Origin of the sequence: Pseudomonas sp. AM8 (genome assembly GCF_036346475.1) — a bacterium.
In the GTDB taxonomy this organism is placed as follows: domain Bacteria; phylum Pseudomonadota; class Gammaproteobacteria; order Pseudomonadales; family Pseudomonadaceae; genus Aquipseudomonas; species Aquipseudomonas marginalis.
Genome location: NZ_JAOTNX010000001.1, coordinates 79,401 through 105,945, shown reverse-complemented (window position 1 = coordinate 105,945; position 26,545 = coordinate 79,401). Strand labels below are relative to the sequence as shown.

The following is a 26,545-nucleotide window of genomic DNA, read 5'->3' as shown; positions in this document are numbered from 1 at the left end:
CTGTTTCAAGCCCGGTGCCTGACGCCGGGTTTTCTATTTTTCCAACGGTGCCCGCGAATGTTCAGACCGTTATCGATTTTCATCGGCACGCGCTATACCCGCGCCAAGCGCCGCAACCGCTTTGTTTCGTTCATCTCGATGACCTCGATGATCGGCCTCGCCCTGGGCGTGCTGGCGATGATCGTGGTGCTGTCGGTGATGAACGGCTTCCAGCGCGAAATGAGCTCGCGCATCCTTGGCATGGTGCCCCACGCCACTATCGTCGGGGTGAACCCGATCGACGATTGGCAGCCGCTGGCCGCTGCGGCGATGAAAAATCCGCAAGTGACTGCCGCCGTGCCGTTCACGCAGATGGACGGCATGTTCTCCTACAAGGGTGCGATGCAGCCGATTGAGATCAGCGGCGTCGACCCAGCCCAGGAAGGCAAGGTGTCGATCGTGGCCCAGCATATCGTGCAGGGCAAACTGGAAGACCTGAAGCCCGGTGAGTTCGGCGTGGTGGTCGGCGAAATCACCGCCCGGCGTTTTCGCCTGAATGTGGGCGACAAATTGACCCTGATCGTCCCGGAGATCAGCAGTGCGCCCGGTGGTATCACCCCGCGCATGCAGCGTCTGAACGTAGTGGGTATCTTCAAGGTCGGCGCCGAGCTGGATGGCTCCATGGCCCTCATCCACATGGCTGACGCCGCCGAGATACAGCATTGGCAGCCGAACCAGGTGCAGAGCGTGCGCCTGGCGTTGAAAGACCTGTACGCAGCGCCCAAGGTCTCGGCGGACATCGCCGCCAGCCTCGGCAGCGGCTACAAGCCCGATGACTGGACCCACACCCAGGGCAGCCTGTTCAGCGCGATGAAGATGGAAAAGACCATGATCGGCCTGTTGTTGCTGATGATCGTCGCCGTCGCGGCGTTCAACATCATCGCCACGCTGATCATGGTGGTGAACGACAAGGGTGCGGACATCGCGATCCTGCGCACCATCGGCGCCACGCCACGGCAGATCATGGCGATCTTCATGGTGCAGGGTACGGTGATCGGCATTGTCGGCACCTTGATCGGCGGTGTGCTGGGGGTGATTGCGGCGCTGAACGTGAGTGAGCTGGTGGGCTGGCTGGAACGGGTGAGCGGGCAGCATATCTTCAGTTCGGATGTGTACTTCGTCAGCAACCTGCCTTCCGAGCTGCAAAGTGGCGATGTGGTGCTGATTTGTACGGCCGGGTTTGTGTTGAGCTTCCTGGCGACGATTTACCCGGCGTATCGGGCGGCGAAGATTGAGCCGGCGCATGCCCTTAGGTATTCGTAGTCTTTAAGACCGCTATCGGGGGCAAGCCCCCGATAGGGCCGGCCCGGCTTGCATCAATTTCCCCTGGGCAACTCAATCACAAACCTTGTCCACCCCGCCGCGGATTCACAAAAAATCCTCCCCCCATGGGCTCGCACAATCGACTGGGTAATCGCCAATCCCAGCCCCGCATGCTCGCTGCTGCCCTCATGGCGCGCCGGGTCGGCTCGGTAGAACCGGTCGAACAGCCTCGGCAACACGTGCGCTGGAATACCTTCCCCGCTGTTTTCTACCGTCAGTGTCACGCCCTGTGCGCCTTCAACCATCCGCACGCGCACTTGGCCGCCGGCCGGGGTGAACCTGAGGGCGTTATCCAGCAGGTTCGACAGGGCCCGGCGCAGCATGCCGCAATCGCCGGCGGTTTGCGCGCCGCCTTCGCGTACCAGCGAGACCTGTGCGTCTTCTGCCAGCAACGCGAAAAACTCCAGCAACGTCTCCACTTCATCCGCCAGTACCAACGGCTCGCGCTTGGGCACCAGCAAGCCGTGGTCCGCCTTGGCCAGGTACAGCATGTCATTCACCAACTGCGCCATCCATTGCAGCTCTTCCAGGTTGCTGTGCAGCGCTTCGCGGTAATCCTCCAGGGGGCGCGGTTGGGTCAGGATGACCTGGGTCTGGGTCAGCAGGTTCGACAGGGGCGTGCGCAGTTCATGGGCAATGTCGGCGGAGAAGGCCGACAGGCGTTGGAAGGCGTCGTCCAATCGCCCGAGCATGGCATTGAAGGCCTGGGCCAGGTCGGCCAGTTCCGCCGGCATTTGCTGGTGAGGCAGGCGCTGGGTCAAGGAGTTGGCCGACACGCTGGCAGCCACTTCGCCCATGCGCCGCAACGGACGCAAGCCACTGCGAGCAGCCCAGGCGCCCAGCAGCGCAGTGGCCAGGGCCGACAGGCCGACGGTGAGCCAGATCAAATGTTGCATGCGTTGCAGGAAGTGCTGGTGATGGGTGATGTCGAGCATCAGGGTCAGTTGCGGTGAGGCGGGCTGGCCGGGCCTCAAGGGGGCGTTGTACACGCGGTAGTCGGTGCCGGCGTTCTGCAGGGTGTGCAGGCCAGGCGCCTCGGGCAGGCTGACGCTTGGCGCATCGTCCAGCCAGCGCTGGCCGGCGGCGGTGATGCGCAATGTCAGATCAGGCTGGCGATTGAGTTCGGCTCGCAGCTGCGCTTCGCGTTGAGCGAATGAGTCCAGTGATTCGACGCCCTGCAAGGTGCTGCGCAGCGCCACCAGCTTGCTGTCGAGTTGCTGTTGGTCCAGCTCAATGAAGTGCGCCTCGCTGGCACGGTTGAACAGCACGCCGGCGAACAACGAGACCACCGCGGTGCACGCCGCAAACAGCAGGGCCAGGCGGCTGGCCAGGGACAGACGCTGGATCAATGGCTGCGCTCCTCCAGCACATAACCCATGCCGCGCACGGTATGGATCAGCTTGGTGGGGAAAGGATCGTCGACTTTCAGGCGCAGGCGCCGGATCGCGACTTCGATGATGTTGGTGTCACTGTCGAAATTCATGTCCCACACCTGGGAGGCAATCAGCGACTTGGGCAGGACTTCGCCCTGGCGGCGCAGCAGCAGTTCCAGCAGGGAGAACTCCTTGGCGGTGAGGTCGATGCGCTGGCCGTCCCGTTCGACGCGGCGGCGGAGCAGGTCCAGGCGCAGGTCGGCCAGTTGCAGGGCGGTTTCCTGCGGCGTGCTGCTGCCACGGCGCAACAGGCTGCGTACCCGCGCCAGCAGTTCGGAGAAGGCAAAGGGCTTGACCAGGTAATCGTCGGCACCCAGTTCCAGGCCGTGCACCCGGTCTTCCACGGCATCCCGGGCGGTCAGAAACAGCACCGGGATCTCCAGGCCGGCACTGCGCACCGCTTGCAGGATTTGCCAACCGTCGCGACCGGGCAGCATCACATCCAGGATCAACAGGTCATAATCGCCGGTCAGCGCCAGGTGCTGGCCGCTGGTACCGTCGGCCACCAGTTCGGTGGTAAAGCCCGCCTCGGCCAGGCCTTGGCGCAGATAGTGGCCGGTTTTCGGTTGGTCTTCGACGATCAGCAATTTCATGGGCGGCTCTTGGCAACAGTTCACGAGGGGCTTTATACCCTGGGTGCCAGGGGAAGGGCGCAACCTGACAAAGTTGTAATCTAGCAGTCAGCTGGCTGGCAGCGGCGCACTCTTAGAGTGCTGTCCAAGCAGGTTGCACACTTTTTGGAGAATCGAGATGGCATTGCGTACACCCCTGTTGTTGGCGGGCTGCCTGTTGGCGTTGAGTTTCAATGCAATGGCGGATGCGGCCCATACCTACGCGTTCGGCCAGCCGGCACCGGCGGATAAGGCCACACGCACCGTGGAAGTGACGCTGCAGGACATTTCCTTTTCGCCCAAGTCGCTGGACGTCAAGGCCGGTGAGACGGTGCGCTTTGTACTGGTCAACAAAGGCCAGTTGCTGCATGAATTCAACCTCGGTGACGCGGCGATGCACGCCGAACACCAGAAGGAAATGCTGCAGATGCAGGCCAGCGGCATGCTCACCTCCACGGGTATGGGCAAGATGGATCACAGCGCCATGGGCCACGGTGAAATGGGCGGCATGAAACACGACGATCCCAACAGCGTGCTGGTGGAACCCGGCAAGACTGCTGAGCTGACCTGGACGTTCACCAAGGCCACCGGCCTGGAGTTTGCCTGCAACCTCCCCGGGCATTACCAGGCGGGCATGGTCGGCAAGCTGACCGTTGAGTAAGGCGTTTCTTAAGGGCGGGGGCAAAGGCTGGTAGACTGGCGCGGTTTATTTAGCCAGGTTTCCGCCATGCATCCCGCAGCCGAACATTCGCCGCTGGGCAAGTCCAGTGAATACATTTCCACCTACACCCCTTCGTTGCTGTTCCCGATTCCACGCGCCGCCAAGTGGGCCGAGCTGGGCCTGAGCGCCGAGACCCTGCCGTACAAGGGCGTGGACTTCTGGAACTGCTTCGAGTTGTCCTGGCTGCTGCCGTCGGGCAAGCCGGTGGTGGCCATCGGTGAGTTCAGCATCCCGGCCGACTCGCCGAACATCATCGAGTCCAAGTCGTTCAAGCTGTACCTCAACTCGCTCAACCAGACAGCGTTTGCCGATGTGCAAAGCCTGGAAGCGACCCTGCGCACCGACCTCAGCGCCGCCGCCGGCAAGCCTGTTACCGTGCGTATCCGCAGCTTGGCCGACATTGAGGCCGAAGGCGTGATGGCGTTGCCGGGCACGTGCATTGACGATCTGGATATCAGTGTCAGCAACTACGAACACCCGCGCCCGGAGCTGCTGCGTTGCGATGACTCGCGCATTGTCGAGGAGAGCGTGCACAGCCACCTGCTCAAGTCCAACTGCCCGGTGACCAGCCAGCCCGACTGGGGCAGCGTGGTGGTCGAGTATCGCGGTGCGGCGTTGGATCACGGGAGTTTGCTGGAATACCTGGTGAGCTTTCGCCAGCACTCGGATTTCCATGAACAGTGCGTGGAGCGCATTTTCCTCGACCTGCAGCGTTTGCTGAAGCCGGAGAAGTTAACGGTGTATGCGCGCTATGTGCGGCGCGGCGGGTTGGATATCAACCCTTACCGCAGTACTGAGGATGTGGCGTTCCAGAACGTGCGCCTGGCCCGTCAGTAAGCAAAGGTGGGAGGGGGCAAGCCCTCTCCTACCTTTTGGTTCTGCGCCTGGCTTGGGCTCGGCTCAGATCCCCATATTGCCCAAGGTGATCATGATATTGCGCAGTGTCCCGGAAATCACCGGGTGCTCAGCGTCGAACTCTATGGCAGCTTGGCTCACATCGTCGGAAATACTCGGCGTCTGAGTGGCCGGTTCAAGTTCAAGTTGCAATTCAAACTTGGCAATCAAGGCTTGCAGCGCTTCACGTTTTTCTTCCGACAGCGGCGGTTCCTGTTCCAGTTGCCCGCGCAGGATCTCGACCTGTTCTTCCAGTTTTTTGCGATCAGGCATGACGTTCTTCCTTTTATCGATAGGCACTGGCATAGACCACGGCACGCCGTGAAAGGTCTACGGACTGACCTGTAGATTAATCCACGGGCGCCGACTGTGCATGATCTCGATCAGGGCTTCTCGCCTTTGAGCTGGCGCAGGCTGATGTCGGCCAGGCAGGTGCCGAGTTCACCGAGGTGATCGATCACCGAGTGGACCCCCAGGCCATAGAGCTCAACGGTGGCTTTGCCGCGCTTGTGCTCGCGTTCCTTGTCGCTCAGCGCCTGCCACTGCTCAGGCGCCAGGCCGCACAATGAACCACATGAGGCCAGGCCAATGGTCCACAAGCCGGCATTCAGGCCCGATTGCAGCAGGCGCGGCTCGCCGCTGACCAGTACGCAACCTTCCAGGCGTTCAATGTTGAGTTCCATCAAGGCTTGCCAGCAGGCATGAGGGGCGGGCCAGCGGATGGAGGAGGGGGATGCGGCCTTGAGCCAGCCGGGCAGTACGGCGGCCAGTGGTGTGGTTACCGAAGGCGGCAGTTCGTCCAGCCAGGCACAGGGGACGCCTTGTTCCTTGAGGCTGCGCAGGATTTTCAGGGCGCCGGGTGTGGCTTGGGAGTCCGGGGAGGGGGAATCGGTGCGCGCCCGGGAACCAAAGTCCACCAGGCAACCACTCAGGCCAAACAGAACAGCAGTCAAGGCGGGCGCGTTGGCGATGGCTATCTCGGCGTGAGGCATGTCGACATCCCTGAAATAGCTGTGACGCTATCGGGGCAGGATGACAAGCAGATGACAGCGGGGTAATTGTAGGAAAATTGTCCATTTGTGTTAGGACTATTCCTAGCAGCTGCCTAATTGGACACTTCCGTCATATACTGACGGCCTTATTCAGGGCATAGCGCCCATGACAGACCATTCAAGGAGCAAAAGCTATGCGCTGGAGCCACTACTTCGCTCAGCTATCGGTGTGTGCCACTGTCCTGCTGGCGCCTTTCGCTGCACAGGCTGCATCGGAAGATGATCCATGGGAAAGCGTCAACCGCCCGATCTTCACCTTCAACGACACCGTTGATACCTACGCCCTCAAGCCATTGGCCCAAGGCTATCAGTGGATCACCCCCCAATTTGTCGAAGACGGTATCCATAACTTCTTCCGCAATATCGGTGACGTCGGCAACCTGGCCAACAACGTGCTGCAGCTCAAACCCCACAATGCCGGGGTCGACACTGCGCGCTTGCTGGTTAACACCACGTTCGGCGTGCTGGGCTTTATCGACGTCGGCACCAAAATGGGGCTGCAACGCAGTGATGAAGACTTTGGCCAGACCCTCGGTTACTGGGGCGTGGGCAGCGGTCCCTACGTGATGATCCCGCTGCTGGGCCCGAGCACCTTGCGTGATGCACCGTCCAAATACGTGGACAGCTACACCCAACCGTACCGCTATATGAACGATATCGGCTGGCGCAACAGCACCATGGGCCTGAACATCGTTGACACCCGTGCCAGCCTGCTCGACAGCGAGAAACTGATCACCGGCGACAAGTACACCTTTATCCGCAATGCCTACCTGCAGAACCGCGAGTTCAAGGTCAAGGACGGCAAGGTCGTCGACGACTTTTAAGCTGTGATGTTTTGAAATGAAAAAAAGGCGACCCTGGCGGTCGCCTTTTTTGTGCGCGGGTTTCAGCGCATTTTCAGGATCCTAAGCCCGAGTTGTTGCTCGTCGCCCACGGTTTTGGTCCAGACCACTTCCGTGTCAGCCTCCAGGCCCTTGAGCGCCGCGTGCTCTGAATCAATGCGCACGGTGAGCAGGTCTCCCACCGCGAACTGGCGCGGTGCCTGCACCTGCATCCCGGAGCTGGAAAGGTCCACGCAAACGCCGGCAAACTCCTGGCCTTCGTGGAGCAAAGATACTTCGGCATCCACCCGCATGCGGATGAAATCGCGTTTTTCGGCGTAGTCGCGCTCGTGTTCGCCCATCGGTTCCATCCTTACTTTGTGTTGTGGTCTTGGCTGTTCTTATAACTCCCGGTGATTTGCGATGTAAAGACGCCCGGCGACCATCGGCATGAGCTTGAAACCCCCGGCGGATGGGAGTACCGTCTGCGCCTTAGAAGGGCACCTCTGCTTTACAGTTGTGCATGGGAAAAATCCCATTGCGTTGTAGTACAGAGAGGCTAGAAAGCGAATCCAGTACGTGAGCCCGGCCATTGCCGAGCCACCTACGCCAACCTAATTCTGGCGCCGTTTGCCCACATGCAAAAAACCAGTGCCACGCTGCTGATAATCGATGACGACGAAGTAGTGCGCGCGAGCCTCGCGGCCTATTTGGAAGACAGTGGCTTCAGCGTCCTGCAGGCCAGTAATGGCCAACAGGGTCTCCAGGTATTCGAGCGCGACCAGCCCGACCTCGTGATCTGCGACCTGCGCATGCCCCAGATGGGCGGCCTGGAGCTGATTCGTCAGGTGACCGAGCTTGCCCCGCAGACGCCGGTGATTGTCGTGTCCGGTGCCGGCGTCATGAACGATGCCGTCGAGGCCTTGCGTCTGGGCGCTGCCGACTACCTGATCAAGCCCCTCGAAGACCTGGCGGTACTGGAGCACTCTGTGCGCCGCGCCTTGGATCGTGCGCGCCTGCTGGTCGAGAACCAGCGCTACCGCGAAAAGCTCGAAACCGCCAACCGCGAACTCGAAGCCAGCCTTAACCTGCTCCAGGAAGACCAGAACGCCGGTCGCCAGGTGCAGATGAACATGCTGCCGGTCAGCCCCTGGACCATCGACGAATTCCAGTTTGCCCACCAAATCATCCCGTCGCTGTACCTGTCGGGTGATTTTGTCGACTATTTCCGCGTAGACGAGCGGCGTGTCGCGTTCTACCTGGCCGATGTCTCCGGCCATGGTGCTTCCTCTGCTTTTGTCACCGTGTTGTTGAAGTTCATGACCACACGGCTGTTGTTCGAATCCAAGCGCAATGGCACCTTGCCGGAGTTCACCCCCTCCGAGGTGCTGGGTCACATCAACCGTGGCTTGATCAGCTGCAAGCTGGGCAAGCACGTGACGATGGTGGGTGGCGTGATTGATGAAGAAACCGGTCTTTTGACCTACAGCATCGGCGGCCACCTGCCGATGCCTGTTTTATACACTCCCCACAGTGTGCGTTACCTGGAAGGGCGTGGCCTACCCGTAGGCTTGTTCAATGAAGCCACCTACGAAGACCACATCCTGGAGCTGCCGCCGACGTTCAGCCTGACGCTGATGTCCGACGGCATCCTGGACCTTCTTCCAGAGCCTACACTCAAAGAGAAAGAAGCCGCCTTGCCCCAGAAGGTCAAGTCGGCGGGCGGCAGCCTGGATGGCCTGCGGCAGGTTTTTGGATTGGCCACGCTAGGGGAGATGCCGGATGATATCGCCCTATTGGTGTTGAGCAGGAATCTTTGATGAGTACCGGAAGAATCCAATTCGCCGAGCAAGACGGGACCTTCGTCCTGAAGTTTGTCGGTGAAGTGCGCCTGACCTTGTGTTCGGCGCTGGATGCGACGATTGAGCGGATTTTCACGGCGTTGAATTTCTCGGCGATCGTGATCGATCTGACCGAAACCCGCAGCATCGATAGCACCACCCTTGGGCTGTTGGCCAAGTTGTCCATTCTGTCCCGGCAGAAGGTTGGCCTGTTGCCGACCGTCGTCACCACCCACGAAGACATCACCCGTCTGTTGCAGTCCATGGGCTTCGACCAGGTGTTCAACATCGTTGATCGCCCGATCCCGTGCCCGGAATGCCTCACCGACCTGCCGTCCCAGGACCAGTCCGAGGAAATCGTACGGGTCAAGGTGCTGGAAGCGCACAAGATCCTGATGGGCCTCAACGAGTCCAACCGCGAAGCCTTCCACGACCTCGTCAACGCCCTCGAGCGTCACTGATCCCAGGGATCGCCTGCACGTAGCAGCTGCCGAGCGCAAGCGAGGCTGCGTCAGCGGCCTGCCTGACACACCGCAGACGCAGCCTCGCTTGCGCTCGGCAGCTGCTACTTAGGGGACAAACAGAGCAAAAAAGGGCGGTACCCTCACAGGTACCGCCCTTTTTGCCGCCTGCGCCGTTTACAGCTTGGCGGACAACAGTGCCTCAAGCTTCTCCTGGTCCCGGGCAAACTGACGAATCCCCTCCGCCAGCTTTTCAGTCGCCATCGCATCCTCGTTGGACTCCCAACGGAACTGCGCTTCAGTCAGATGCACTCGCGCTTCTCCGGCGTGCCCTGGCGACAACTTGCGTTCCAGCTTGCCGTCATCCGCCGCCAGCTTCTCCAGCAGGTCCGGGCTGATGGTCAGGCGATCACAGCCGGCCAGCTCTTCAATCTGGCTCAGGTTGCGGAAACTCGCACCCATCACCACGGTCTTGTAGTCATTAGCCTTGTAGTAGTTGTAGATGCGTGTCACCGACTGCACGCCGGGATCATCAGCGCCGGTGTAGTCGTTGCCATTGGCTTTCTTGTACCAGTCGTAGATACGGCCTACGAACGGTGAAATCAGGAACACGCCGGCTTCTGCGCACGCCACCGCCTGGGCAAACGAGAACAGCAGGGTCAGGTTGGTCTGGATGCCTTCTTTTTCCAGCTTCTCCGCCGCGCGGATGCCTTCCCAGGTGGACGCGATCTTGATCAGCACGCGGTCACGGCTAACCCCAGCTTTGTCGTACAGGTCGATTAGACGGTGCGCACGCTTGAGTACGGCGTCAGTGTCGAACGACAGGCGGGCATCCACCTCGGTGGAGATGCGCCCTGGCACGACCTTAAGGATCTCCTGGCCCACAGCCACCGCGAAACGGTCGCTGGCCAGGCCGACATCACCGTTGCAATCCTGCACACACTCATCCAGCAGCTTGGCATAGCCCGGAATCGACGCGGCCTTGAGCAGCAGGGAAGGGTTGGTAGTGGCGTCTTGGGGCTTGAGCTTGGCGAGGGTGGAAAAATCGCCGGTATCGGCTACGACAGTAGTGAATTGCTTGAGTTGTTCCAGCTTGGAAGTCATGGGCGTGCTCTGTCCTATGGGTCTGATGACATTACCCGAGCGCTGGCAGGCGCTCAAGGGCGCAAATGCGTTCGATCGTTTGCGAGGGCAACAACCTGAAAACAGCCGTTTGAATGCCCGGCCGTAGTGCTGAATAGGAGGCCAGAACGGCCGACAGGTTCAACCCGACTGCCCGATGACACTTGGATAGCGCCTTCATGCCAACTGACTCCTTCCCTGGCACACACCGCACCAAATGTGGGAGGGGGCTTGCCCCCGATGGCAGTGTGTCGGCTCATCCAATAACCAACTGACCCCCTGCAAGCTATCCAATCAACGCCCTTCCAACAAAGCCCCAGCCTGATCCAGCAATGCCAATGGATCCGCAGCCTTATGAATATCCACCGACAACAACTGCCTGAATCTGCGTGCCCCAGGGAAACCGGTGCCCAACCCCAACACATGCCGCGTAATGTGATGCATCGTCCCGCCGTTCGCCAAATGCTCAGCAATATAAGGCCGCAACTGCGCCAACGCCTCCGCCCGACTGATCACAGGCTGCGCGCTACCAAACAACTGCTGATCCACCTCCGCCAGCAGATACGGATTGTGATAAGCCTCACGGCCCAGCATCACCCCGTCAAACGTCTGTAAATGCTCATGGCATTGCTCCAGCGTCTTGATCCCGCCGTTGAGAATAATCTCCAGCTCCGGGAAATCCTGCTTCAACTGCGCCGCCACGTCATACCGCAACGGCGGAATGTCGCGGTTTTCCTTCGGCGACAAGCCCTCAAGAATCGCAATCCGCGCATGCACGGTGAAACTGGTGCAGCCGGCGTCCTTCACCGTCCCGACGAAATCACACAACTGGGCATAACTGTCCCTGCCGTTGATGCCGATACGGTGCTTCACCGTCACCGGAATCGACACCGCATCACACATCGCCTTCACGCAATCGGCCACCAGGGCCGGGTGAGCCATCAGGATCGCGCCGATCATGTTGTTCTGGACGCGGTCGCTGGGGCAGCCGACGTTCAGGTTCACTTCGTCGTAACCCGCAGCCTCGGCCATACGGGCGCAGGCGGCCAGGTCTGCGGGGACACTGCCGCCGAGCTGGAGCGCGAGCGGGTGCTCGGCTTCGTTGTGGCGCAGGAAGCGGTCATGGTCGCCGTGGAGGATTGCGCCGGTGGTGACCATCTCGGTGTAGAGCAGGGCGCGTTTGGAGAGCAGGCGCAGGAAGAACCGGCAGTGGCGGTCGGTCCAATCCATCATAGGGGCAACGCTAAACCGGCGTGACGGCTCTGATAGGGAAAGGCTAGCGTTTACTGGAGATGAGGTTTTTTCGGAATTCATTAATACTGATCTTTTATACAGCGGTTTTTACCCGGTTTCCTTTGTTTTCTAGGATCGGTTGCTACATCGTAGCGATCGAATTCGGCAATGTAGCAACTGGAAATGGGCACGATCACAGCACGGAAGCGCAAGGACAATTCGACAGCCTACACGGCGCAGATACGGATCAATCGGGATGGCAAGACAGTTTATCAGGAAAGCCAAACCTGCGACCGTAAGCAGGTTGCCCAGGCCTGGATCAAGCGACGGGAGACCAAGCTGGCCCAGCCAGGTGCTATTGAGCGGGTGAATCGGAAGGGTATGACGATCAATAAGGTGCATGTTTGCTGCCAGTTCATACCGACCGGCATATCCACCAAATAAATTCGTCGCTGAACAAGCGGCCAAGGCGCCGCTAGCGGCATTCAAACGCTCAACGGCTGAAGTTCGTCTGGAGATGATGGGGCGTACCGACCTGTTTGCTGAGCGACAGATCAATGCTCAAGCCTTCAAGGAGGGCCTGGATGGAGAATACTTGGTTGACTCGGTGGAGCAGCTGTTTACCCAGGCCGGTTGGAGCACCACGGTGAGTTGCAATGCCGGAAAGAAAGGGAAGGCTAATGCAGCAAGCAAGCAAGAAAAAGCCAAAAGAAGTCAAAGTGTTGTCGCTTTGATGAGTGCGAGGCTCAATTAGAGAGAAATCCTGTAATATCTCGCCCGCGACGAGTCTGGGGATCAGCCGTCACTCCAAAAATACCAAGTCATATGCGTCGTGAAAAGACAGTCACCGGATAGCGAATAATGGATTTTAGAAAAGATATAAATGGTTTAAGAGCGCTAGCTGTACTGGCTGTCGTTATTTACCACTTCAATGCGTTATGGCTACCGGGTGGGTTTGCTGGGGTAGATGTGTTCTTCGTTATCTCCGGCTATTTGATGACGGCGATCATTTGCCGTGGGCTGAGTGGTGGTGATTTCAGCTTGCTTCGTTTCTATACTGCACGGGCTAAACGAATTATTCCTGTCCTGGCTGTTATGTGTTTTGCGTTGATAGTTTTTGGTTGGTTCAATTTGTTAGCGACCGAATACAAGCAAATGGCGCAGCATGTTTACAGTAGTCTTGGGTTTTACTCGAATATTGTTTATCTGAAGGAAGTAGGGTATTTTGCCGCAAGCACTAATGAAAATTGGCTGCTTCATACGTGGTCGCTTTCTGTAGAATGGCAGTTCTATATTCTCTATCCGGTGGTGCTGCTGGTCCTGAGCAAGATATTTGGAGTCAGGGCTATCCGTTGGCTTGTGCTGGCGGCGGTTTTGATTGGTTTTATTTACTCGCTCATACTTTCTCCACGGTATCCAGAACAAGCGTTTTATCTGCTGAAAGCCCGCGCCTGGGAGCTTTGCGCCGGTGGGCTTGCGTTCCTGTTCCCTCTCGCATTGGACAAGGCTAAAAGCCGTATCCTCGAATGGGCAGGGTTAGTGCTGATCCTGTGTGGCTATATCGTGATATCGAAAACTGTGGTCTGGCCCGGCTATTACGCACTCATGCCGGTCATGGGAACACTGATGGTAATCCTCGCCAATAGACAGAATTCTCGGTTGACCGGAAATTGGGTGTTTCAGCGCGTGGGCTTGTACTCGTACTCGATTTACATTTGGCACTGGCCTGTCATGGTCTACATGACTTATTCGGGGCAGCTCGATGGTTTTTCCAGCGCCTTGATAGGTATTGTTATTTCACTGGCGTTCGGTTATGCCTCCTATGCATTGATTGAGCGTAAGAGGGGCAAGTCTAAGAGCGGCGCTCGTTCTTTGGCTTGGTGTGGCGGTTTCGTAAGTCTCGTGTTACTCAGTGTTTTAGTTTTTAAATCCGATGGCCTCAACTCGGATATAAGAGGTGAGAGCATCACTGAGAAAACAAAATTCGTGGATAGTTATGCAGCGCTGCATAAGAATCTTGGTGAGGCATACTGGCTTAAATGTAATTCTTATGAGGTGTTTGCCGCTACCGGTGCTAAAAATATTGACGCTTCTTGCACTGAAAGGAAAGGGATGGGGGGTGTTTTTCTTTGGGGCGACTCGCACGCTGAAGCGCTTTCATTCGGAATTCGGAGCAATTTGCCTGCCGGTGTTCCTTTCTATCAAGTCACCTCATCTGCTTGTGGAGCAACCCTAGGTCAGAACAAGTCTCCTGTGGCGTTCCAAGCTACCTGCAATGCATCCAATGCCTTTGCATTAAAGGAAATTGCTCGGATTCAACCTGAGATGGTCGTGATGGCTCAACAGAATTCTCACGAGCTTACGGATTGGAATGAAATTGCTCGGCATCTCAAGACACTCGGAGTTAAAGAGGTCGTGCTGGTCGGGCCAGTACCGCAATGGCAACCGTCCTTGCCACTGGTGATCACTAAGCGTCACTGGAATTCTGCTAGCAGTCAGATCGTCGATCAGGGTCTGGATCAACGTATCCTCAAAACTGACGCATTGCTTAAGGAAAAACTCGATCCGAGTGTGATCGACTACATTTCTGTTATCGGCGGTGTGTGTAATGGCTTGGCCTGTTTGGCCAAGGTTGATGACGGGAAGTCGCTAATGGCGGTGGACTACGGTCACCTGACTCCTTCGGCGTCCTTGTACGTAGGACGAACGATTATTGCCCCGAGGCTGAAGCAACTGCTGCATTCCTCTAACGGCTGACAAACACCTATAACCAAACCCGGCACTTGCCGGGTTTTTTTCGTCTGGAGAAAATCATGGGACTAACCGAAGCACAGCTCCAACGCATCATGCCCAACGCCCGCCGCCAAGCGGGCGTTTTTGTATCCGCCCTAAACGCCGCCATGACCCACCGTAAGATCGATACGCCGAAGCGCCAGGCGGCGTTCCTTGCCCAGGTCGGTCATGAGTCGGGCCAGTTGCGGTACGTGCGTGAACTGGGGAGCGATGAGTACCTCAGCAAGTACGACACCGGCCCGCTGGCTGCCAAACTGGGGAACACTCCTGCAACTGATGGTGACGGCCAGCGCTATCGCGGCCGTGGCCTGATCCAGATCACCGGCCACGACAACTACCTGCGCTGCAGCCTGGCGCTGTTCGGTGATGAGCGATTGTTGCGCACGCCGGAGTTGCTCGAGGTGCCGCAATGGGCCGCTGAGTCGGCGGCATGGTTCTGGTCGATAAACGGATTGAATGCGCTCGCGGACCAAGAGCAATTCAAGACCATCACGCGTCGGATCAATGGCGGGCTCAACGGCCTGGAAGATCGGCTGCAGCTATGGGCAAGGGCGAGGGCGGTGTTATGCGTCTCCTCGACTTGATCCCTGCGCAGTTCCGGGTTGCCGTCGTCGGCTTGTTGCTGGTTGTTCTGGCTGCTGGTTCTGCCGCATCGGCATGGACCGCTCAAGGCTGGCGTTACGGCCAGGAGTTGGAACGCCAGGCCCGACTCCATGCCGACACCCTCACCGAGTTATCCATGGCCGGAGCCGCCCTGCAGCGCGACGAGCAGGGCAAGCGCTTCGCCCTGGAGCAGCGCCTGCAGAACAAAGACGAAACCCACCACAAGGAATTGACCGATGAGCAAACGAAGCAGGCTCGTTTGCGTGATCGCCTGGCTACTGCTGATCTGCGGTTGTCAGTCGTACTCGCCGCCACCGATGCCACCAGCAGCTGTTCAGTGTCAACCACCGCCACCACCGGCCGCGTGGTTCATGGCCCCACAAGAGTCCAACTTGACCCAGCGCATGCTCAACGAATTATCGGAATCACCGATGCCGGCGACCAAGGATTGATCGCCCTGCGGGCCTGTCAGGCCTACGCAAAAGAAGTTTCTACACCGAAGTAAAAGGAGCGGCCGGGTAGGATGCGTCAACATCCACCCCGGCCACTTTCCCCGCAGATAGTCCCTGCAAGTCCAGCCAAGGCTCCCGCTTCGTGCACAAAGCGGAGCGAGCCTAGCACTGCTTATCCATACAGCAAAGGTCTTGCTTTTATATGTCCACACCCATCATTCCTTGGATGGGCGGCAAACGCCGCCTCGCCGACCGCCTTATCCCGCTCTTCCCACCTCACGAATGCTATGTTGAAGTCTTCGCCGGCGGCGCCGCGCTCTACTTCATGCGTCCCCAGGCCGCGCCTGTTGAAGTCCTCAACGACATCAACGGCGACCTGGTGACGCTGTACCGCGTGGTGCAGAATCACCTGGAAGAATTTGTGCGCCAGTTCAAATGGGCGCTCAGTTCCCGCCAGGTGTTCGAGTGGCAGAAGATGACCCGCCCTGAAACCCTCACCGACATCCAACGCGCCGCTCGGTTCTTCTACCTGCAGCACCATGCCTTTGCCGGCAAGGTCATCGGGCAAACGTTCGGTACGGCCACAACTGGGCCTGCCATTAACTTGCTGCGGATCGAGGAAAATCTCTCGGCCGCTTGGCAGCGCCTGTCGGGCACGTACGTCGAAAACCTCCCTTGGCTTGAATGTGCTGAACGCTACGACCGTGCGCATACGTTCCATTACATGGACCCGCCTTATTGGCAGACCGCTGGCTATGGCGTGGACTTTCCGTTCGAGAACTATGAGCGAATGGCCGAATTCATGCGGCGCTGCAAGGGCAAGGTGATGGTTAGCATCAACGATCACCCGGACATTCGGCAGGTATTTGAGGGGTTCCATTTTGAGACCGTCGACATTTGCTACAGCACAACCAACCAGCGACAGGCCAAAGCTGAGGTCAGCGGGGAGCTGGTGGTCATGAACTGGGAGAGGGATGCTTTGGAAGGCCTATTTTAGTGTCCAGTTCATATTGGAATGTGCGGTATCGGCGCGTTGCCCAGCAGAACAAGGAAGAGCACTGCAGGGAAAAAAATTGGTTAAATCGGACAAATACAGCTAAATGTTAAAATAGTTCAGTTTATTTTCTTGACCCTATCCCTAGATGTGCTTTTCTAGAAAGGAACCTGATTGCGTCGGTAATTTGACTTTATGGAGGTTTCAAATGCGTGTGATCGGAACCATAGCTGGCGAGGGTTATTCGAGCGAAATATGTGAGGGTGATGACGGAAGAGTCTATTTCACGGCAGATGCCGATATCGACGCTGATGGTGCTAATGGACAGGCCGGAGGCAGAGCAGCCTATATGGACGATGATTCTGGTTCGGAGTTTCTGGCCAACGGAGGCATGCGCGTAGTTAGCGGTAAGGTTGTCTGTGCCCATGCCTGGGCTAGAAGCATTGTTATACTGGGTGAAGATAATGAGCCGTCTGTTTTCTCAGGAGGAGTTATTGCTTCAACTACATGGTATCGGCATCGTCACTTTGCGCGTGATGACCCACGTGCCTATGTAGATGCTGAGACCGTCCCTTATATTGTAGTGCCATCGATAATTGTCCAAAAAACAATCGGGGTTGTTCGAGGGTGTCTTGCTCGCGTTTCTTGGAATGGCCGGTCCGTGGACTGTGTAGTTGCAGATAAGGGGCCGACTAACCGCATAGGTGAGTTAAGTATTGCAGCAGCGAGAGCGTTAGATATTCCAGATAGTCCTAGGAGCGGAGGTTTAAACCGTCCCGAGGTGCTATATGAGTTGTGGCCAGGCGTTCCTGCGCCTGGTTTTGAGTTGCAACCGTCTTGATACTTAAAGTCTGATTTTTTTTTCGTATAATTAGTTTGTATTTTAGTATCTAAAGTGACTTTTTCTACGCAAACTCGTGGGATGATTGTCATGATGCTCGGTCGGTTTTTTTCTCGTAGTCTAGTATTATTTTTCGCAGTATGCTCAACACCTGAACAAAGGAGTGAAAATTTTTCCGCAAGCCGGTACGATGTTGTTTTGCCTTATATGCTTACTCTGGAAAAATATGCAGTTCCTTACAATAACTAACTAAAAATTAAGGATGCGCCTTCTATGAAGTCAATTGCTCGTTTCTCATTAATGGTATTAGTCGGTGCGTCTGTGTCCGCGTGCACCCCTTACACTCATACAAGAGTACTTGAGGCAGAAGAGCGTGCTATTTTTTACACTGAAAGGCAAGACGACAGCCATACAACGAATCCCGGAAAAATCCAGATAGTTTGTTCGGAACCAAGCCCTGATGCACTTAAGGTATTAGCGGCTTCAATGAGTGTTGAAAAGCAAGAAGTTGCAAAAATTGCTGCGGCTTATTCGGAGGCAGGTGCCAATATTGGACTGCGGACACATTCAATTCAGCTACTGCGAGATCAATTATTTGCAATCTGTCAAGCATATGCGAACGGGGGTATTACTGGGCCGACTTATCAGATGATGCTGACCCGCAATCAGCGCAACACTGTAGCGCTAATGGCTATTGAACAACTGACGGGTGTACTTAGAAGCCCAAGTGTTGAACTTTCAGGGGCAAGCTCAATTGGTCCCAATCAAGACCTCGTTGAAGCGCTTAAGAAACTCAAGGGAAATGCTGAGGATAAGTACAGCGCACTATCGGCCGCTGACAAGAATAAGCCTGAAGGTACAGCACTTAAGGCCGCAATTGATGGCTACGCTGCAGATATAGCTAAGGCTGAGAAAGCAATTGTTTCAGCAGTTGCGAATGCTACAAATAAGCCAGCTGCTGGAGGGGGGGTTGACCCAGCATCTGTGAGTACGGTGACAGCAGCGATACAACACATTTCAGATCAGGTGACAGGGATGACTGATCTGTTTTATATATGTTTGGATGTGAATCAAACCTATAAAGCTAAGGGCTGGGGGGCGCTGCCAACTGAACTCGCGACACGATGTGATGGTGCCTTTAAGAATACTCCAACTATAGATATTAAAAGTCTAGGTGGCGGTACCAATACTATGAGCGGTTCGGGTGGTGTGATCACGAAAGGTAAATAGAGCGAGGAAGTGAGCTAAGGGCAACACGCCGAACTGACATATAGCGCTACCCAAAAGAAGGCTTTATTTCTGGAGCCGTTCTTTTGTGTAGCCAGCGGTATGGGCTGCTCAGTAGCCAACTGGTGGGCCGGTGGCTATCTCAATCTACAGAGTCTCCGTTCTTATTCAGTGCATCCTAGCGTGATAGTTGCACACGCAGAAGGCTAGCGGGATTTTAGGGCAAAATTAGGGCAGATTCAGGACCGCCATAGGCCGCATGGCACCATGACCAAGGTGCTAAAACATCGTATTTTCTGGCCTTAAGCGGTATGCAGAGACGCAAGAAGGGGTTCGAATCCCTAAGCTGGGCGACTTTTAAAGATCATTAGACGCATTGATCGCTGCTCCGAGGGGAGTGTTAACCAATTTCTCATTCTTCAAATACATATTGCCGATATTCTTTATCGAAATGTAATATTCCGAAATCAGAACCGAAGTGGCGAATGGGAAGAATATCAGGAAGGAGCTTCTCCCAAGCAGGAATGATCTCCTTGGCATAAGCTTTAAATTCTGGTCTTTCGGATAATCCTTTAATTGCTAGATCGTTAAAGCTGACGCTGTGGTCGGAGTGTTTGGAATACCAAAACATTGTGCCAAGATCCGCTGCTTGTTTAACTAAAGTAAGTAACGTCTTGTCGGTTATTTTATATCCAGTTGCTGCAGCATAGAATTTTAAAAGCTTGCACGTTTGACGTACCACCAATTCCAACCGAAAAATAGCGTTCGGGTGTGATCCGCCCGGAACGGCTTCAGCAGGTAACATGTTGCCGCGATTAAATCGACAAAATGTGCAAGCCATGCTAGCAACCAATAGGTAACAATTATCAAGCACGATTTGCCAGTTAAACTTTGGAGTTTCCTCAGTTCCTACGTTTGCATGCCGAAGTAGTTCAAACACTGCGATATTAGTCGCTTCGGAATCTGCGGCTAGTTCAGTTATGTGTGATATTATAGATTGATCTCGCGAAAGAGGGATATCTCCTTGTGCGGCTAATTCGCTTGTAATTACGGCGTGGGAATCTAGTCCTGTATTCAATCCGTGTTTTTTTCGGATAATTCCGTGTTCTTGGACCGCGTGCCCTAATTCGTGAAATAGAATCCAAGTAAGCGATCCAAAAAACATATTATTGATACAGGAGTCTTTTGGAGTGCTCGAAGGTATTATTTGCAGTGAAAAGTATCCAGGATTTCGCTGTAAGAATTCTTTAAGTTCGGCGTCCTGAGTGAATTCGTAGAAACCTTCTGCGTAGCGATAAAGTTGGATGGCTAACTCATAGTTGACGACTATCTTATGCTCAGGGCCGTCGATAGGTTGAATGGACGAATAGGCTGATGCATTGAACTCGTTCTCAGTTGACCAGCCGATAGTCAGGTTTCCAGATAGCGGCGTATCGAGCTTCAGATATTTCACTTACCAAGTCTCCAAGGATGCCTATCGCTAACGCTGTGATTTCTGAGTTTGGTTTTGATGGATTAATTTTAAAGTGCTCCATGCTGTATTCGACTTGATAAGTACATTGTTGATAAGATCAGGTCCATCTTTGTTGCTTCTGAGTGATCTGTAGTCGATTTAAATGATGCGAATCTAGCCCGTGCTCTTTCTCTTCAGCTTCGCTAAACCCTGTTTGATGTGCCCGGCGTTCTCTCCGATTACCCACAAGGCTCCCCTAACGTTCTCCCCGATTTCATTCATACCCTGCTTTTCTGCCAGCAGCGTGAGCTCCACCAAGGCTGCCTCTAGACCGAGTTGATTTTGATCCATCCTTTCCAGCACGTCCAATAACGAATACTCGTCTGACATGGCGCCGACCCCTTTCTAGAAAAGAACAAGCATAGTACCGGTAGTGCCATTGGTAGGCGGTAGTCGCAATATGCTTAAAAATTGCTACAAGGCAATGCGCAACGCAGTGTTTAACCAATGAGAACGGGATCCAGACCGGAAGCTATGCCCAATCCATCATCGGGGCGACGGAGAAGCGGCGGGAGAGGAGGGGCGGTGAAGCGCTGATCAGGGGCATTGGGCAATCTGAGTGGGCGGGGCAGAGGCCTGGAGTTTATCAGGAATCCACGGGAAGGCTTCGCACGCCGCATCTCCATCTTTCGCGTGTTCGGTTTCAATCACTCTCTGATCGTAATCTTCTTCGACCACGGACCGGAAAATCTTGCACCGATAAAAAATCCGAATTGGAACGCCTGCACCTCGGTCAGGTGTCGGTCACGGTAAGGAAACAGTTTTCAAGGTCGATGGTCTTGGCACGGATTGGCTGCGGCAGGTCAACCATGACGTTGTTGGCCCGGAAGTCCATGTGCATTTTTTCGATCTTCGGGTTCGTGTTGGTTCTACATCACCTACTGGAAAAAATCACCGGCAAAAAGATTTTTATCGTGCGATAATGGCTATGAGCCATCAATTTTTTATAAGTACTATTAATGAAAGCGACATTTTCCGCGAAGTTGTTTGTTGTTTTTATTGCTTCATTATTGATCGGCGTCGTTTGTTTATTGATCGACGCATTCCTCTAGAGCGTTCTAAGAACGCTTCGGCTGCTTGTATTGTCGCGTGAGAAGTCGGCCCAATACAAAAAAACTACCCAGAATAAAACCCAGGAAAGCGCCCAGTGCGAGGAGTTTTTTTGAGTTTTTATTGTTAACGGTTTTGACTTCGTCGAGAACGTTGAACGCGCGTACGCTTTTTCCAGAAGCCAGCGCTGGTAAGTTAAGTGCCATGGCTTCGTTGTTGGCAGTATCCAGCGCGGATTTCAGTTGAGTTCTTGCCGACTCTTCAGTCGTGGCCGTTGTCGATGCGACGTACAGGAAGGATTCGTTTTTGCCTGTCTTGGGCGGCACTTCCTTCAGTGTAATGGCTTGAGCCGCCATGACGCCCATGGCGGTATAGAACACGTCGTTTTGTATTGAGCTGTACAGGTCGGTTTCCAGCGAGTGCGGGATCGCAGTAGGGGCGGGTTCTTTTTCTTTAACTTCTTTATATAAGCTGTAGAGCGAGGCTTTGGTAAGGTATGTGCTAGCAGTCCATTGCGCGGGGGCGGTTGCATAGATTGCATATGAAGCGATAGCGCCTGCTACCGTTGTGGCTATAAGGATTTTCTTACTTGTCCATAAGGCTTGGATAAGTGGAATCAAATCTATTTCATCATCAGTACGACGGCTATTCGAATTCGTTGAAGTGCTCACAAAAAAATTCCTTTACTTTGCATTTCCGAATTGTAGAGAAAAAAACACAATACGGCATGTAATATTATCAGGCGATTTAGATGAGAATTTTTCCGGTTTGTGCGGCTTGAAATCGTTCTTCAGCACCACCTGAACCGACGCTGTCCCCCAGCAAAGTTTCATAATTCCTTCCGCCGTTGAGGTCTACGATCTTTCTCAAGAGAAGCCCCCACGGTCCAGTCCACAGGGAACTGAAAAAATGATTTCGAACCTCGTCAAAGTCGTGATGATTACGAGCACGTTGCTGTTGGGCGCTTGTTCTTCGGGTGCGCCGGGCATGAGTGGCGACCCTTGCTTTTCAGGCGGATGCCAGGCGTTTGGTGACCACAGCTCCAGCAAGGCTGCCAAAACCAATTTTGGCGGCAGTGGCCTGGGGAGTAGTTATGGGGAATATGGGACGGGGTTGTTGCATGATGATTGATGGCGCATATGGCCCGGCGGGGGGCAGGCGCCCTTGTCGCCGGGGAGGTGAGTCAGCTCGTTACCACAACCCCATTATGGAAAATCTCGCGCCTGGCGCGGCGGCTGATGTTCTCATGTTTGCTTGAGGTGTAGATTTCGTCAAAACGACGGCGATCAATGCCGTCGTAGTTGCCAAGTTCTTGCAGCACCCTCCGGTCGTAATCCTCTTCGATCATGAACCGGAAAATTTCCCGCCGATAATAGAACCCGAATTGAAACGCCAGTACCTCGGTCAAGTAGTCCGTTGGCGTGAGAAAGCAGTTTTCCAGGTCGATGGCCTTGGCGTGCGTCGGCTGCTCCAGGTTGATCATCACATTGTTTGCCCAGAAGTCCATATGCACCACGCCTTTGCTGTGCAGGCAGTGCAACAGTTTGAACGACGCGGTGATCAGGCTCTGGATGGCACGCTCCTGCTTGAGCCATTCCAGGCCATTGAGGTGGCCCTCCAGCATCTCGGTAAAGATGAAGAATTCCTGGATCAGGCCAAGCGCTGACTTTCGATAACCGAACCCATATAAGCCAGCAACCGGCGCACCGCGTTTCTGGGCGCCGAGGGTGTTGATGACTTCTTCGACCGGCCAGTCAAACGCACCGTCCCGCTTGGCGCGCCCGAAGGTCACGCGCAATTTGGGCCTGAGGCTGTCCAGCGGCTGGGATTTAGCGAACAGGTTGGCTTCCATCCCTTTGAGCGGTGCGCTGATGCGATCTGTCAGTTGGTGGCGCGTGTCGATCAGGTCCTGAATCGCCTGTTGCGTTTTGTGGTCGGCGGTGTCGGTGGTGAAGATCGTCGCATTGCGATGAGTGAGGGTCGTCGGAAAACTTTGCAATACACCTGTGTCAGGAAAGCTCAAAACACGTCCTTGTCATTGGGAATAAATATGACGGATATGTTACAGCTTGTGCTTATTGGATCCAACCTGAACTTTACCTGAACGGAAATGAAATAGTCTCATTGCGCCGATTCTTCACTGTTCATGGCGATTGAAATGTGCTGATAGCCCTGGGGCTTGAGCTTAATGCCCTCCCTGCATCCGCCGTGCTATCAGGTAAATGCCCAGCCCGACCAGTGCCGTCGCCGCGCCGATGTAGCCGGTGCTGGTCCAGCCAAACCCAGCCGTAATCGCCATCCCGCCGAACCATGGCCCCAGCGCATTGGCCAGGTTGAACGCCGCATGGTTGGACGCTGCCGCCAGGCTCGGTGCTTCGTGGGCGATGTCCATCAGGCGGATCTGCAGCGGTGCGGCCAACGAGACCATGGTGCCGACCAGGCCCATGCTCAGCAGCACGCCCCATAGCGAGGCCGCCGCGAAGGGGAAGAACAGCAACACGGCCATCGACCACACCAATATCCAGCCCACGGCGCGAAACTGCATGCGATCAAACAGCTTGCCGCCGGCGATGTTGCCGATAATCCCGCCCACGCCGAATGCTGCCAGCCCAAATGGAATCCACTGCGGGGATACCTTGGTTACTTCCAGCATGGTCGGTGCCAGGTAACTGAACACGCAGAACATACCGGCAAAGCCGATGGCGCCAATGGACAGCGCCATCCACACCTGGGGTTTGGTGAAGGCGCGCAGTTCCTTGCGCGGGTCGCTGCGTTGTTCGTCGTGGCGATGGGGCACAAATTGCCAGACCAGGGCGATGGTGCACAGGGCGATCACGCTCACCAGTGCAAACGCCGAGCGCCAGCCCAGGTGCTGGCCGAGGAAGGTGGCGATAGGATTGCCGAGCAGCATCGCGAGGGTCAGGCCCATCATTACCCGCGCCACGGCGCCGGCGCGTTTGTCGTTGGGCACCATGCTCGAGGCGACCACGGCAGCAATGCCGAAGTAGGCGCCGTGGGGCAGGCCGCTGATAAAGCGGAACGCCACCAACGAGCCGAAGGTCGGGGTGAACGCAGTGGCGAGGTTGCCCAGGGCATACAGGCCCATCAGCAACAGCAGCATGTGTTTGCGCAGCAGCTTGGCGCCGAGGATGGCCAGCAGTGGGGCGCCGACCATGACGCCGAGGGCATAGGCGCTGATGGCGTGGCCAACCTGGGGTTCGCTTAAACCCAGGTTTTGCGCGATGTCGGGCATCAGGCCCATGATGGCGAATTCGCCGGTACCGATCGCGAAGGCGCCCACGGCCATGGCGGCTTCCATTTTGGCGGCGCTGCGCGCGGGCAGTACGTGCCCGGGAGTTTGGTGGATAGACATGGATCGCTCTGTGATGAAAGGTGGTACGAGGGAGTGCGTCGATGCTACGCAAGCAGCGACGAAGGAGTCTAGAACAGCCTTTTGCCCGAGAGTTCCTGCCCTGTGACCTCAGGTCGCGCTTGCCACACTTGACACTCGCGCGTTAAAACCGGCGATTTAGAGTTGTCAATTGGTCAAACGACGCATAAACGCCGTGTGGCGTGATATTCTGCGCGCCGTCTTGGTCTGGTCTTTCCCCGGTACGTACACCCGTATACGTCCCGGCGTTTGGCTGTCGCCCAGGTAGCTGAAGCCAATAATGATAAGAAGTCAGCGCAGAAGGGACATAAAAGTGAGGTCGATACGTCGGCCTTGTGTGCCCACCCTGCGGTCCCCGAGTGAATGTGCAAACCCCGCGGTGCGTTGCCTGGCGCAGCGTGATTGAGGGTTGCCCATGATCAGGGGCGGTGGGGCGGATGGCGTTTTATCATAGGTGCTACTGATGTTTAAAAAAGTAAACACTGCCCTGCTGGGGCTGGCTTTGTCGATGGGGATCACGTCCGTTCACGCGGAAGAGACAAAGAAAGTCGATGTGCTGCTGATCGGCGGCGGCATCATGAGTGCAACCCTGGGTGTCTGGCTCAATGAGCTGGAGCCGGGCTGGTCGATGGAAATGGTCGAGCGCCTCGATGGCGTCGCCGAAGAAAGCTCCAACGGCTGGAACAACGCCGGTACCGGTCACTCGGCCCTGGCTGAGCTGAACTACACCCCGGAAGACAAGAACGGCAACGTTGAGATCCCGAAAGCGGTCGAGATCAACGAAGCGTTCCAGATCTCCCGTCAGTTCTGGTCCTGGCAGGTCCAGCAGGGCGTGCTGAAGAACCCGCGTTCGTTCATCAACTCCACGCCGCACATGAGCTTTGTGTGGGGCGATGACAACATCAAGTTCCTCAAGAAGCGCTACGAAGCCCTGCAAGCGAGCCCGCTGTTCGCCGGCATGCAGTACTCCGAAGACCCGGCGCAGATCGCCAAGTGGGTTCCGCTGATGATGGAAGGGCGTGACCCGAACCAGAAAATCGCGGCCACCTGGAGCCCGCTGGGTACCGACATGAACTTCGGCGAGATCACCCGCCAGTTCGTCGCTCACCTGCAAACCACGCCTAAGTTCGACCTGAAACTGTCGAGCGAAGTGCAGGACATCACCAAGAACGCCGACGGTTCGTGGCGTGTCAGCTACAAAAACCTGAAAGACGGCACCAAGACTGAAACCGACGCCAAGTTCGTGTTCATCGGCGCGGGCGGCGGTGCACTGCACCTGCTGCAAAAGTCGGGCATTCCTGAAGCCAAGGAATACGCTGGCTTCCCGGTCGGCGGCTCGTTCCTGGTGACCGATAACCCAACCGTCGCCGAGCAGCACCTGGCCAAGGCCTACGGCAAGGCTTCGGTTGGCGCGCCACCGATGTCGGTTCCGCACCTGGACACCCGCGTGCTGGATGGCAAGCGCGTGATTCTGTTTGGCCCATTCGCCACCTTCTCGACCAAGTTCCTGAAAGAAGGCTCGTACCTGGACCTGCTGACCAGCACCACCACCCACAACATCTGGCCAATGACCAAAGTCGGTATTCGTGAATACCCACTGGTCGAGTACCTCGCCGGCCAACTGATGCTGTCGGATGACGACCGCTTCAAGGCGCTGCAGGAGTACTTCCCGAACGCCAAGCAATCCGACTGGCGCCTGTGGCAGGCCGGCCAGCGCGTGCAGATCATCAAGCGTGACGAAGAGCAGGGCGGCGTCCTGAAACTCGGTACCGAGGTGGTCAGCTCCGCCGACAACACCATTGCAGGCCTGTTGGGTGCATCGCCAGGCGCGTCCACCGCGGCTCCGATCATGCTGACCGTGCTGCAGAAAGTGTTCAAGGACAAGGTTGCGACCCCTGAGTGGCAGGCAAAACTGCACCAGATCGTGCCTAGCTACGGCACCAAGCTGAACGACAGTCCTGAGGCTGTTGCCAAGGAATGGGCCTACACCGCCAATATCCTGCAACTGCCTGCACCGCCTGTGATTCCGCAAAAGGCTGCTGTCAAGGCGCCCGAGGCTGCCAAGCCTGCGGCTGAGCCGAGCAAGCCGGCGTCTGACCTGGCGCTGTAAGCCGCTGGGGAGGTCCTGGG

General features: G+C 56.2%; 26 protein-coding genes and 2 pseudogenes. 16 read left to right on the top strand and 12 right to left on the bottom strand.

From position 1 onward, the window contains the following. The first annotated feature begins 57 nt into the window (after positions 1-57). The gene (locus tag V3W40_RS00505; protein ID WP_065928151.1) at positions 58-1,302 is read left to right on the top strand and encodes a lipoprotein-releasing ABC transporter permease subunit; all 1,245 of its coding nucleotides are present in this window, start codon (positions 58-60) and stop codon (positions 1,300-1,302) included. A 53-nt stretch (positions 1,303-1,355) separates the two neighbouring features. Here V3W40_RS00505 and V3W40_RS00500 read toward each other — a convergent pair whose 3' ends face one another. Next, the gene (locus tag V3W40_RS00500; protein ID WP_330214242.1) at positions 1,356-2,711 is read right to left on the bottom strand and encodes a heavy metal sensor histidine kinase; all 1,356 of its coding nucleotides are present in this window, start codon (positions 2,709-2,711) and stop codon (positions 1,356-1,358) included. After that, positions 2,708-3,388 (bottom strand): heavy metal response regulator transcription factor, encoded by a 681-nt coding sequence (locus V3W40_RS00495; RefSeq protein ID WP_027604224.1) that lies wholly within the window; start codon positions 3,386-3,388, stop codon positions 2,708-2,710. The genes V3W40_RS00500 and V3W40_RS00495 overlap by 4 nt, the downstream gene beginning before the upstream one ends. A gap of 157 nt (positions 3,389-3,545) precedes the next feature. Between V3W40_RS00495 and copI the strand changes: the two genes are divergently transcribed. Both copI and queF read left to right on the top strand, forming a co-directional pair. Continuing rightward, a complete protein-coding gene (gene copI, locus V3W40_RS00490; RefSeq protein WP_065928149.1) occupies positions 3,546-4,067 on the top strand; it encodes a copper-resistant cuproprotein CopI in 522 nt (173 codons plus the stop codon). Between the two features lie 66 nt (positions 4,068-4,133). After that, positions 4,134-4,964, top strand: coding sequence for an NADPH-dependent 7-cyano-7-deazaguanine reductase QueF (gene queF, locus V3W40_RS00485; RefSeq protein ID WP_330214241.1), 831 nt, complete (start codon positions 4,134-4,136; stop codon positions 4,962-4,964). Positions 4,965-5,027: 63 nt separating this feature from the next. Here the strand turns inward: queF and V3W40_RS00480 are convergent, their stop codons facing one another. Then, the gene (locus tag V3W40_RS00480) at positions 5,028-5,294 is read right to left on the bottom strand and encodes a DUF4404 family protein (RefSeq protein WP_065928147.1); all 267 of its coding nucleotides are present in this window, start codon (positions 5,292-5,294) and stop codon (positions 5,028-5,030) included. A gap of 110 nt (positions 5,295-5,404) precedes the next feature. Further along, positions 5,405-6,013, bottom strand: a complete 609-nt coding sequence (locus V3W40_RS00475) for a phosphatase (RefSeq protein WP_092490353.1) — start codon at positions 6,011-6,013, stop codon at positions 5,405-5,407. Positions 6,014-6,207: 194 nt separating this feature from the next. On the opposite strand from V3W40_RS00475, the gene V3W40_RS00470 reads away from it, so the two are divergent. Further along, complete coding sequence (locus V3W40_RS00470) at positions 6,208-6,897, top strand: MlaA family lipoprotein (RefSeq protein ID WP_027604219.1); 690 nt, start codon at positions 6,208-6,210, stop codon at positions 6,895-6,897. A 62-nt stretch (positions 6,898-6,959) separates the two neighbouring features. On the opposite strand, the gene V3W40_RS00465 is transcribed toward V3W40_RS00470, so the two are convergent. Next, positions 6,960-7,256, bottom strand: a complete 297-nt coding sequence (locus V3W40_RS00465) for a PilZ domain-containing protein (protein WP_065947405.1) — start codon at positions 7,254-7,256, stop codon at positions 6,960-6,962. Positions 7,257-7,532: 276 nt separating this feature from the next. On the opposite strand from V3W40_RS00465, the gene rssB reads away from it, so the two are divergent. Beyond that, on the top strand, positions 7,533-8,714 hold the full coding sequence (rssB, locus tag V3W40_RS00460; protein ID WP_330214240.1) for a two-component system response regulator RssB: 1,182 nt from the start codon (positions 7,533-7,535) through the stop codon (positions 8,712-8,714). Continuing rightward, positions 8,714-9,196, top strand: coding sequence for an anti-sigma factor antagonist RssC (gene rssC, locus V3W40_RS00455; protein ID WP_010212025.1), 483 nt, complete (start codon positions 8,714-8,716; stop codon positions 9,194-9,196). Before rssB ends, rssC begins: the two co-directional genes overlap by 1 nt. Before the next feature lie 177 nt (positions 9,197-9,373). Here the strand turns inward: rssC and tal are convergent, their stop codons facing one another. Both tal and dusA read right to left on the bottom strand, forming a co-directional pair. Continuing rightward, positions 9,374-10,300 carry a transaldolase gene (gene tal / locus V3W40_RS00450; RefSeq protein ID WP_065928144.1) on the bottom strand — a complete coding sequence of 309 codons (927 nt, stop codon included), beginning with the start codon at positions 10,298-10,300 and terminating at the stop codon, positions 9,374-9,376. Positions 10,301-10,612: 312 nt separating this feature from the next. Beyond that, positions 10,613-11,632, bottom strand: a complete 1,020-nt coding sequence (gene dusA / locus V3W40_RS00445) for a tRNA dihydrouridine(20/20a) synthase DusA (RefSeq protein WP_330214239.1) — start codon at positions 11,630-11,632, stop codon at positions 10,613-10,615. Positions 11,633-11,734: 102 nt separating this feature from the next. Between dusA and V3W40_RS34635 the strand changes: the two are divergent. The 8 genes and pseudogenes from V3W40_RS34635 to V3W40_RS00410 form a co-directional block, all read left to right on the top strand. Continuing rightward, positions 11,735-11,950, top strand: a pseudogene (locus V3W40_RS34635) (site-specific integrase); the annotation flags it as partial. Positions 11,951-11,955: 5 nt separating this feature from the next. Beyond that, positions 11,956-12,305, top strand: a pseudogene (locus V3W40_RS00440) (phage late control D family protein); the annotation flags it as partial. A 107-nt stretch (positions 12,306-12,412) separates the two neighbouring features. After that, complete coding sequence (locus tag V3W40_RS00435; RefSeq protein WP_330214238.1) at positions 12,413-14,308, top strand: acyltransferase family protein; 1,896 nt, start codon at positions 12,413-12,415, stop codon at positions 14,306-14,308. A 56-nt stretch (positions 14,309-14,364) separates the two neighbouring features. Next, the gene (locus V3W40_RS00430; protein ID WP_330214237.1) at positions 14,365-14,928 is read left to right on the top strand and encodes a glycoside hydrolase family 19 protein; all 564 of its coding nucleotides are present in this window, start codon (positions 14,365-14,367) and stop codon (positions 14,926-14,928) included. Continuing rightward, positions 14,910-15,452: a lysis system i-spanin subunit Rz gene (locus V3W40_RS00425; RefSeq protein ID WP_330214236.1), complete on the top strand. Its 543-nt coding sequence runs from the start codon at positions 14,910-14,912 to the stop codon at positions 15,450-15,452. Before V3W40_RS00430 ends, V3W40_RS00425 begins: the two co-directional genes overlap by 19 nt. Positions 15,453-15,601: 149 nt before the next feature. Continuing rightward, on the top strand, positions 15,602-16,396 hold the full coding sequence (locus V3W40_RS00420; protein WP_330214235.1) for a DNA adenine methylase: 795 nt from the start codon (positions 15,602-15,604) through the stop codon (positions 16,394-16,396). Between the two features lie 205 nt (positions 16,397-16,601). Continuing rightward, complete coding sequence (locus V3W40_RS00415; RefSeq protein ID WP_330214234.1) at positions 16,602-17,234, top strand: hypothetical protein; 633 nt, start codon at positions 16,602-16,604, stop codon at positions 17,232-17,234. 273 nt (positions 17,235-17,507) lie between these two features. Further along, complete coding sequence (locus tag V3W40_RS00410) at positions 17,508-18,464, top strand: hypothetical protein (protein ID WP_330214233.1); 957 nt, start codon at positions 17,508-17,510, stop codon at positions 18,462-18,464. 409 nt (positions 18,465-18,873) lie between these two features. Here V3W40_RS00410 and V3W40_RS00405 read toward each other — a convergent pair whose 3' ends face one another. From V3W40_RS00405 to V3W40_RS00395, 3 genes are all read right to left on the bottom strand, one after another. Continuing rightward, positions 18,874-19,914: a hypothetical protein gene (locus V3W40_RS00405; RefSeq protein WP_330214232.1), complete on the bottom strand. Its 1,041-nt coding sequence runs from the start codon at positions 19,912-19,914 to the stop codon at positions 18,874-18,876. A gap of 174 nt (positions 19,915-20,088) precedes the next feature. After that, positions 20,089-20,304 (bottom strand): hypothetical protein, encoded by a 216-nt coding sequence (locus V3W40_RS00400; RefSeq protein WP_330214231.1) that lies wholly within the window; start codon positions 20,302-20,304, stop codon positions 20,089-20,091. 728 nt (positions 20,305-21,032) lie between these two features. Then, positions 21,033-21,695, bottom strand: a complete 663-nt coding sequence (locus V3W40_RS00395) for a Wzz/FepE/Etk N-terminal domain-containing protein (protein ID WP_330214230.1) — start codon at positions 21,693-21,695, stop codon at positions 21,033-21,035. A 238-nt stretch (positions 21,696-21,933) separates the two neighbouring features. On the opposite strand from V3W40_RS00395, the gene V3W40_RS00390 reads away from it, so the two are divergent. Then, positions 21,934-22,155, top strand: coding sequence for a hypothetical protein (locus V3W40_RS00390; RefSeq protein WP_083221170.1), 222 nt, complete (start codon positions 21,934-21,936; stop codon positions 22,153-22,155). Between the two features lie 52 nt (positions 22,156-22,207). Here the strand turns inward: V3W40_RS00390 and V3W40_RS00385 are convergent, their stop codons facing one another. Together V3W40_RS00385 and V3W40_RS00380 are read right to left on the bottom strand one after the other, a co-directional pair. Further along, positions 22,208-23,047, bottom strand: coding sequence for a lipopolysaccharide kinase InaA family protein (locus tag V3W40_RS00385; RefSeq protein WP_074844509.1), 840 nt, complete (start codon positions 23,045-23,047; stop codon positions 22,208-22,210). A 162-nt stretch (positions 23,048-23,209) separates the two neighbouring features. Next, positions 23,210-24,397 (bottom strand): MFS transporter, encoded by a 1,188-nt coding sequence (locus V3W40_RS00380; protein WP_065928141.1) that lies wholly within the window; start codon positions 24,395-24,397, stop codon positions 23,210-23,212. Positions 24,398-24,878: 481 nt separating this feature from the next. Between V3W40_RS00380 and mqo the strand changes: the two genes are divergently transcribed. Continuing rightward, the gene (gene mqo, locus V3W40_RS00375) at positions 24,879-26,525 is read left to right on the top strand and encodes a malate dehydrogenase (quinone) (protein WP_065928140.1); all 1,647 of its coding nucleotides are present in this window, start codon (positions 24,879-24,881) and stop codon (positions 26,523-26,525) included. The last annotated feature ends 20 nt before the right edge of the window (positions 26,526-26,545 follow it).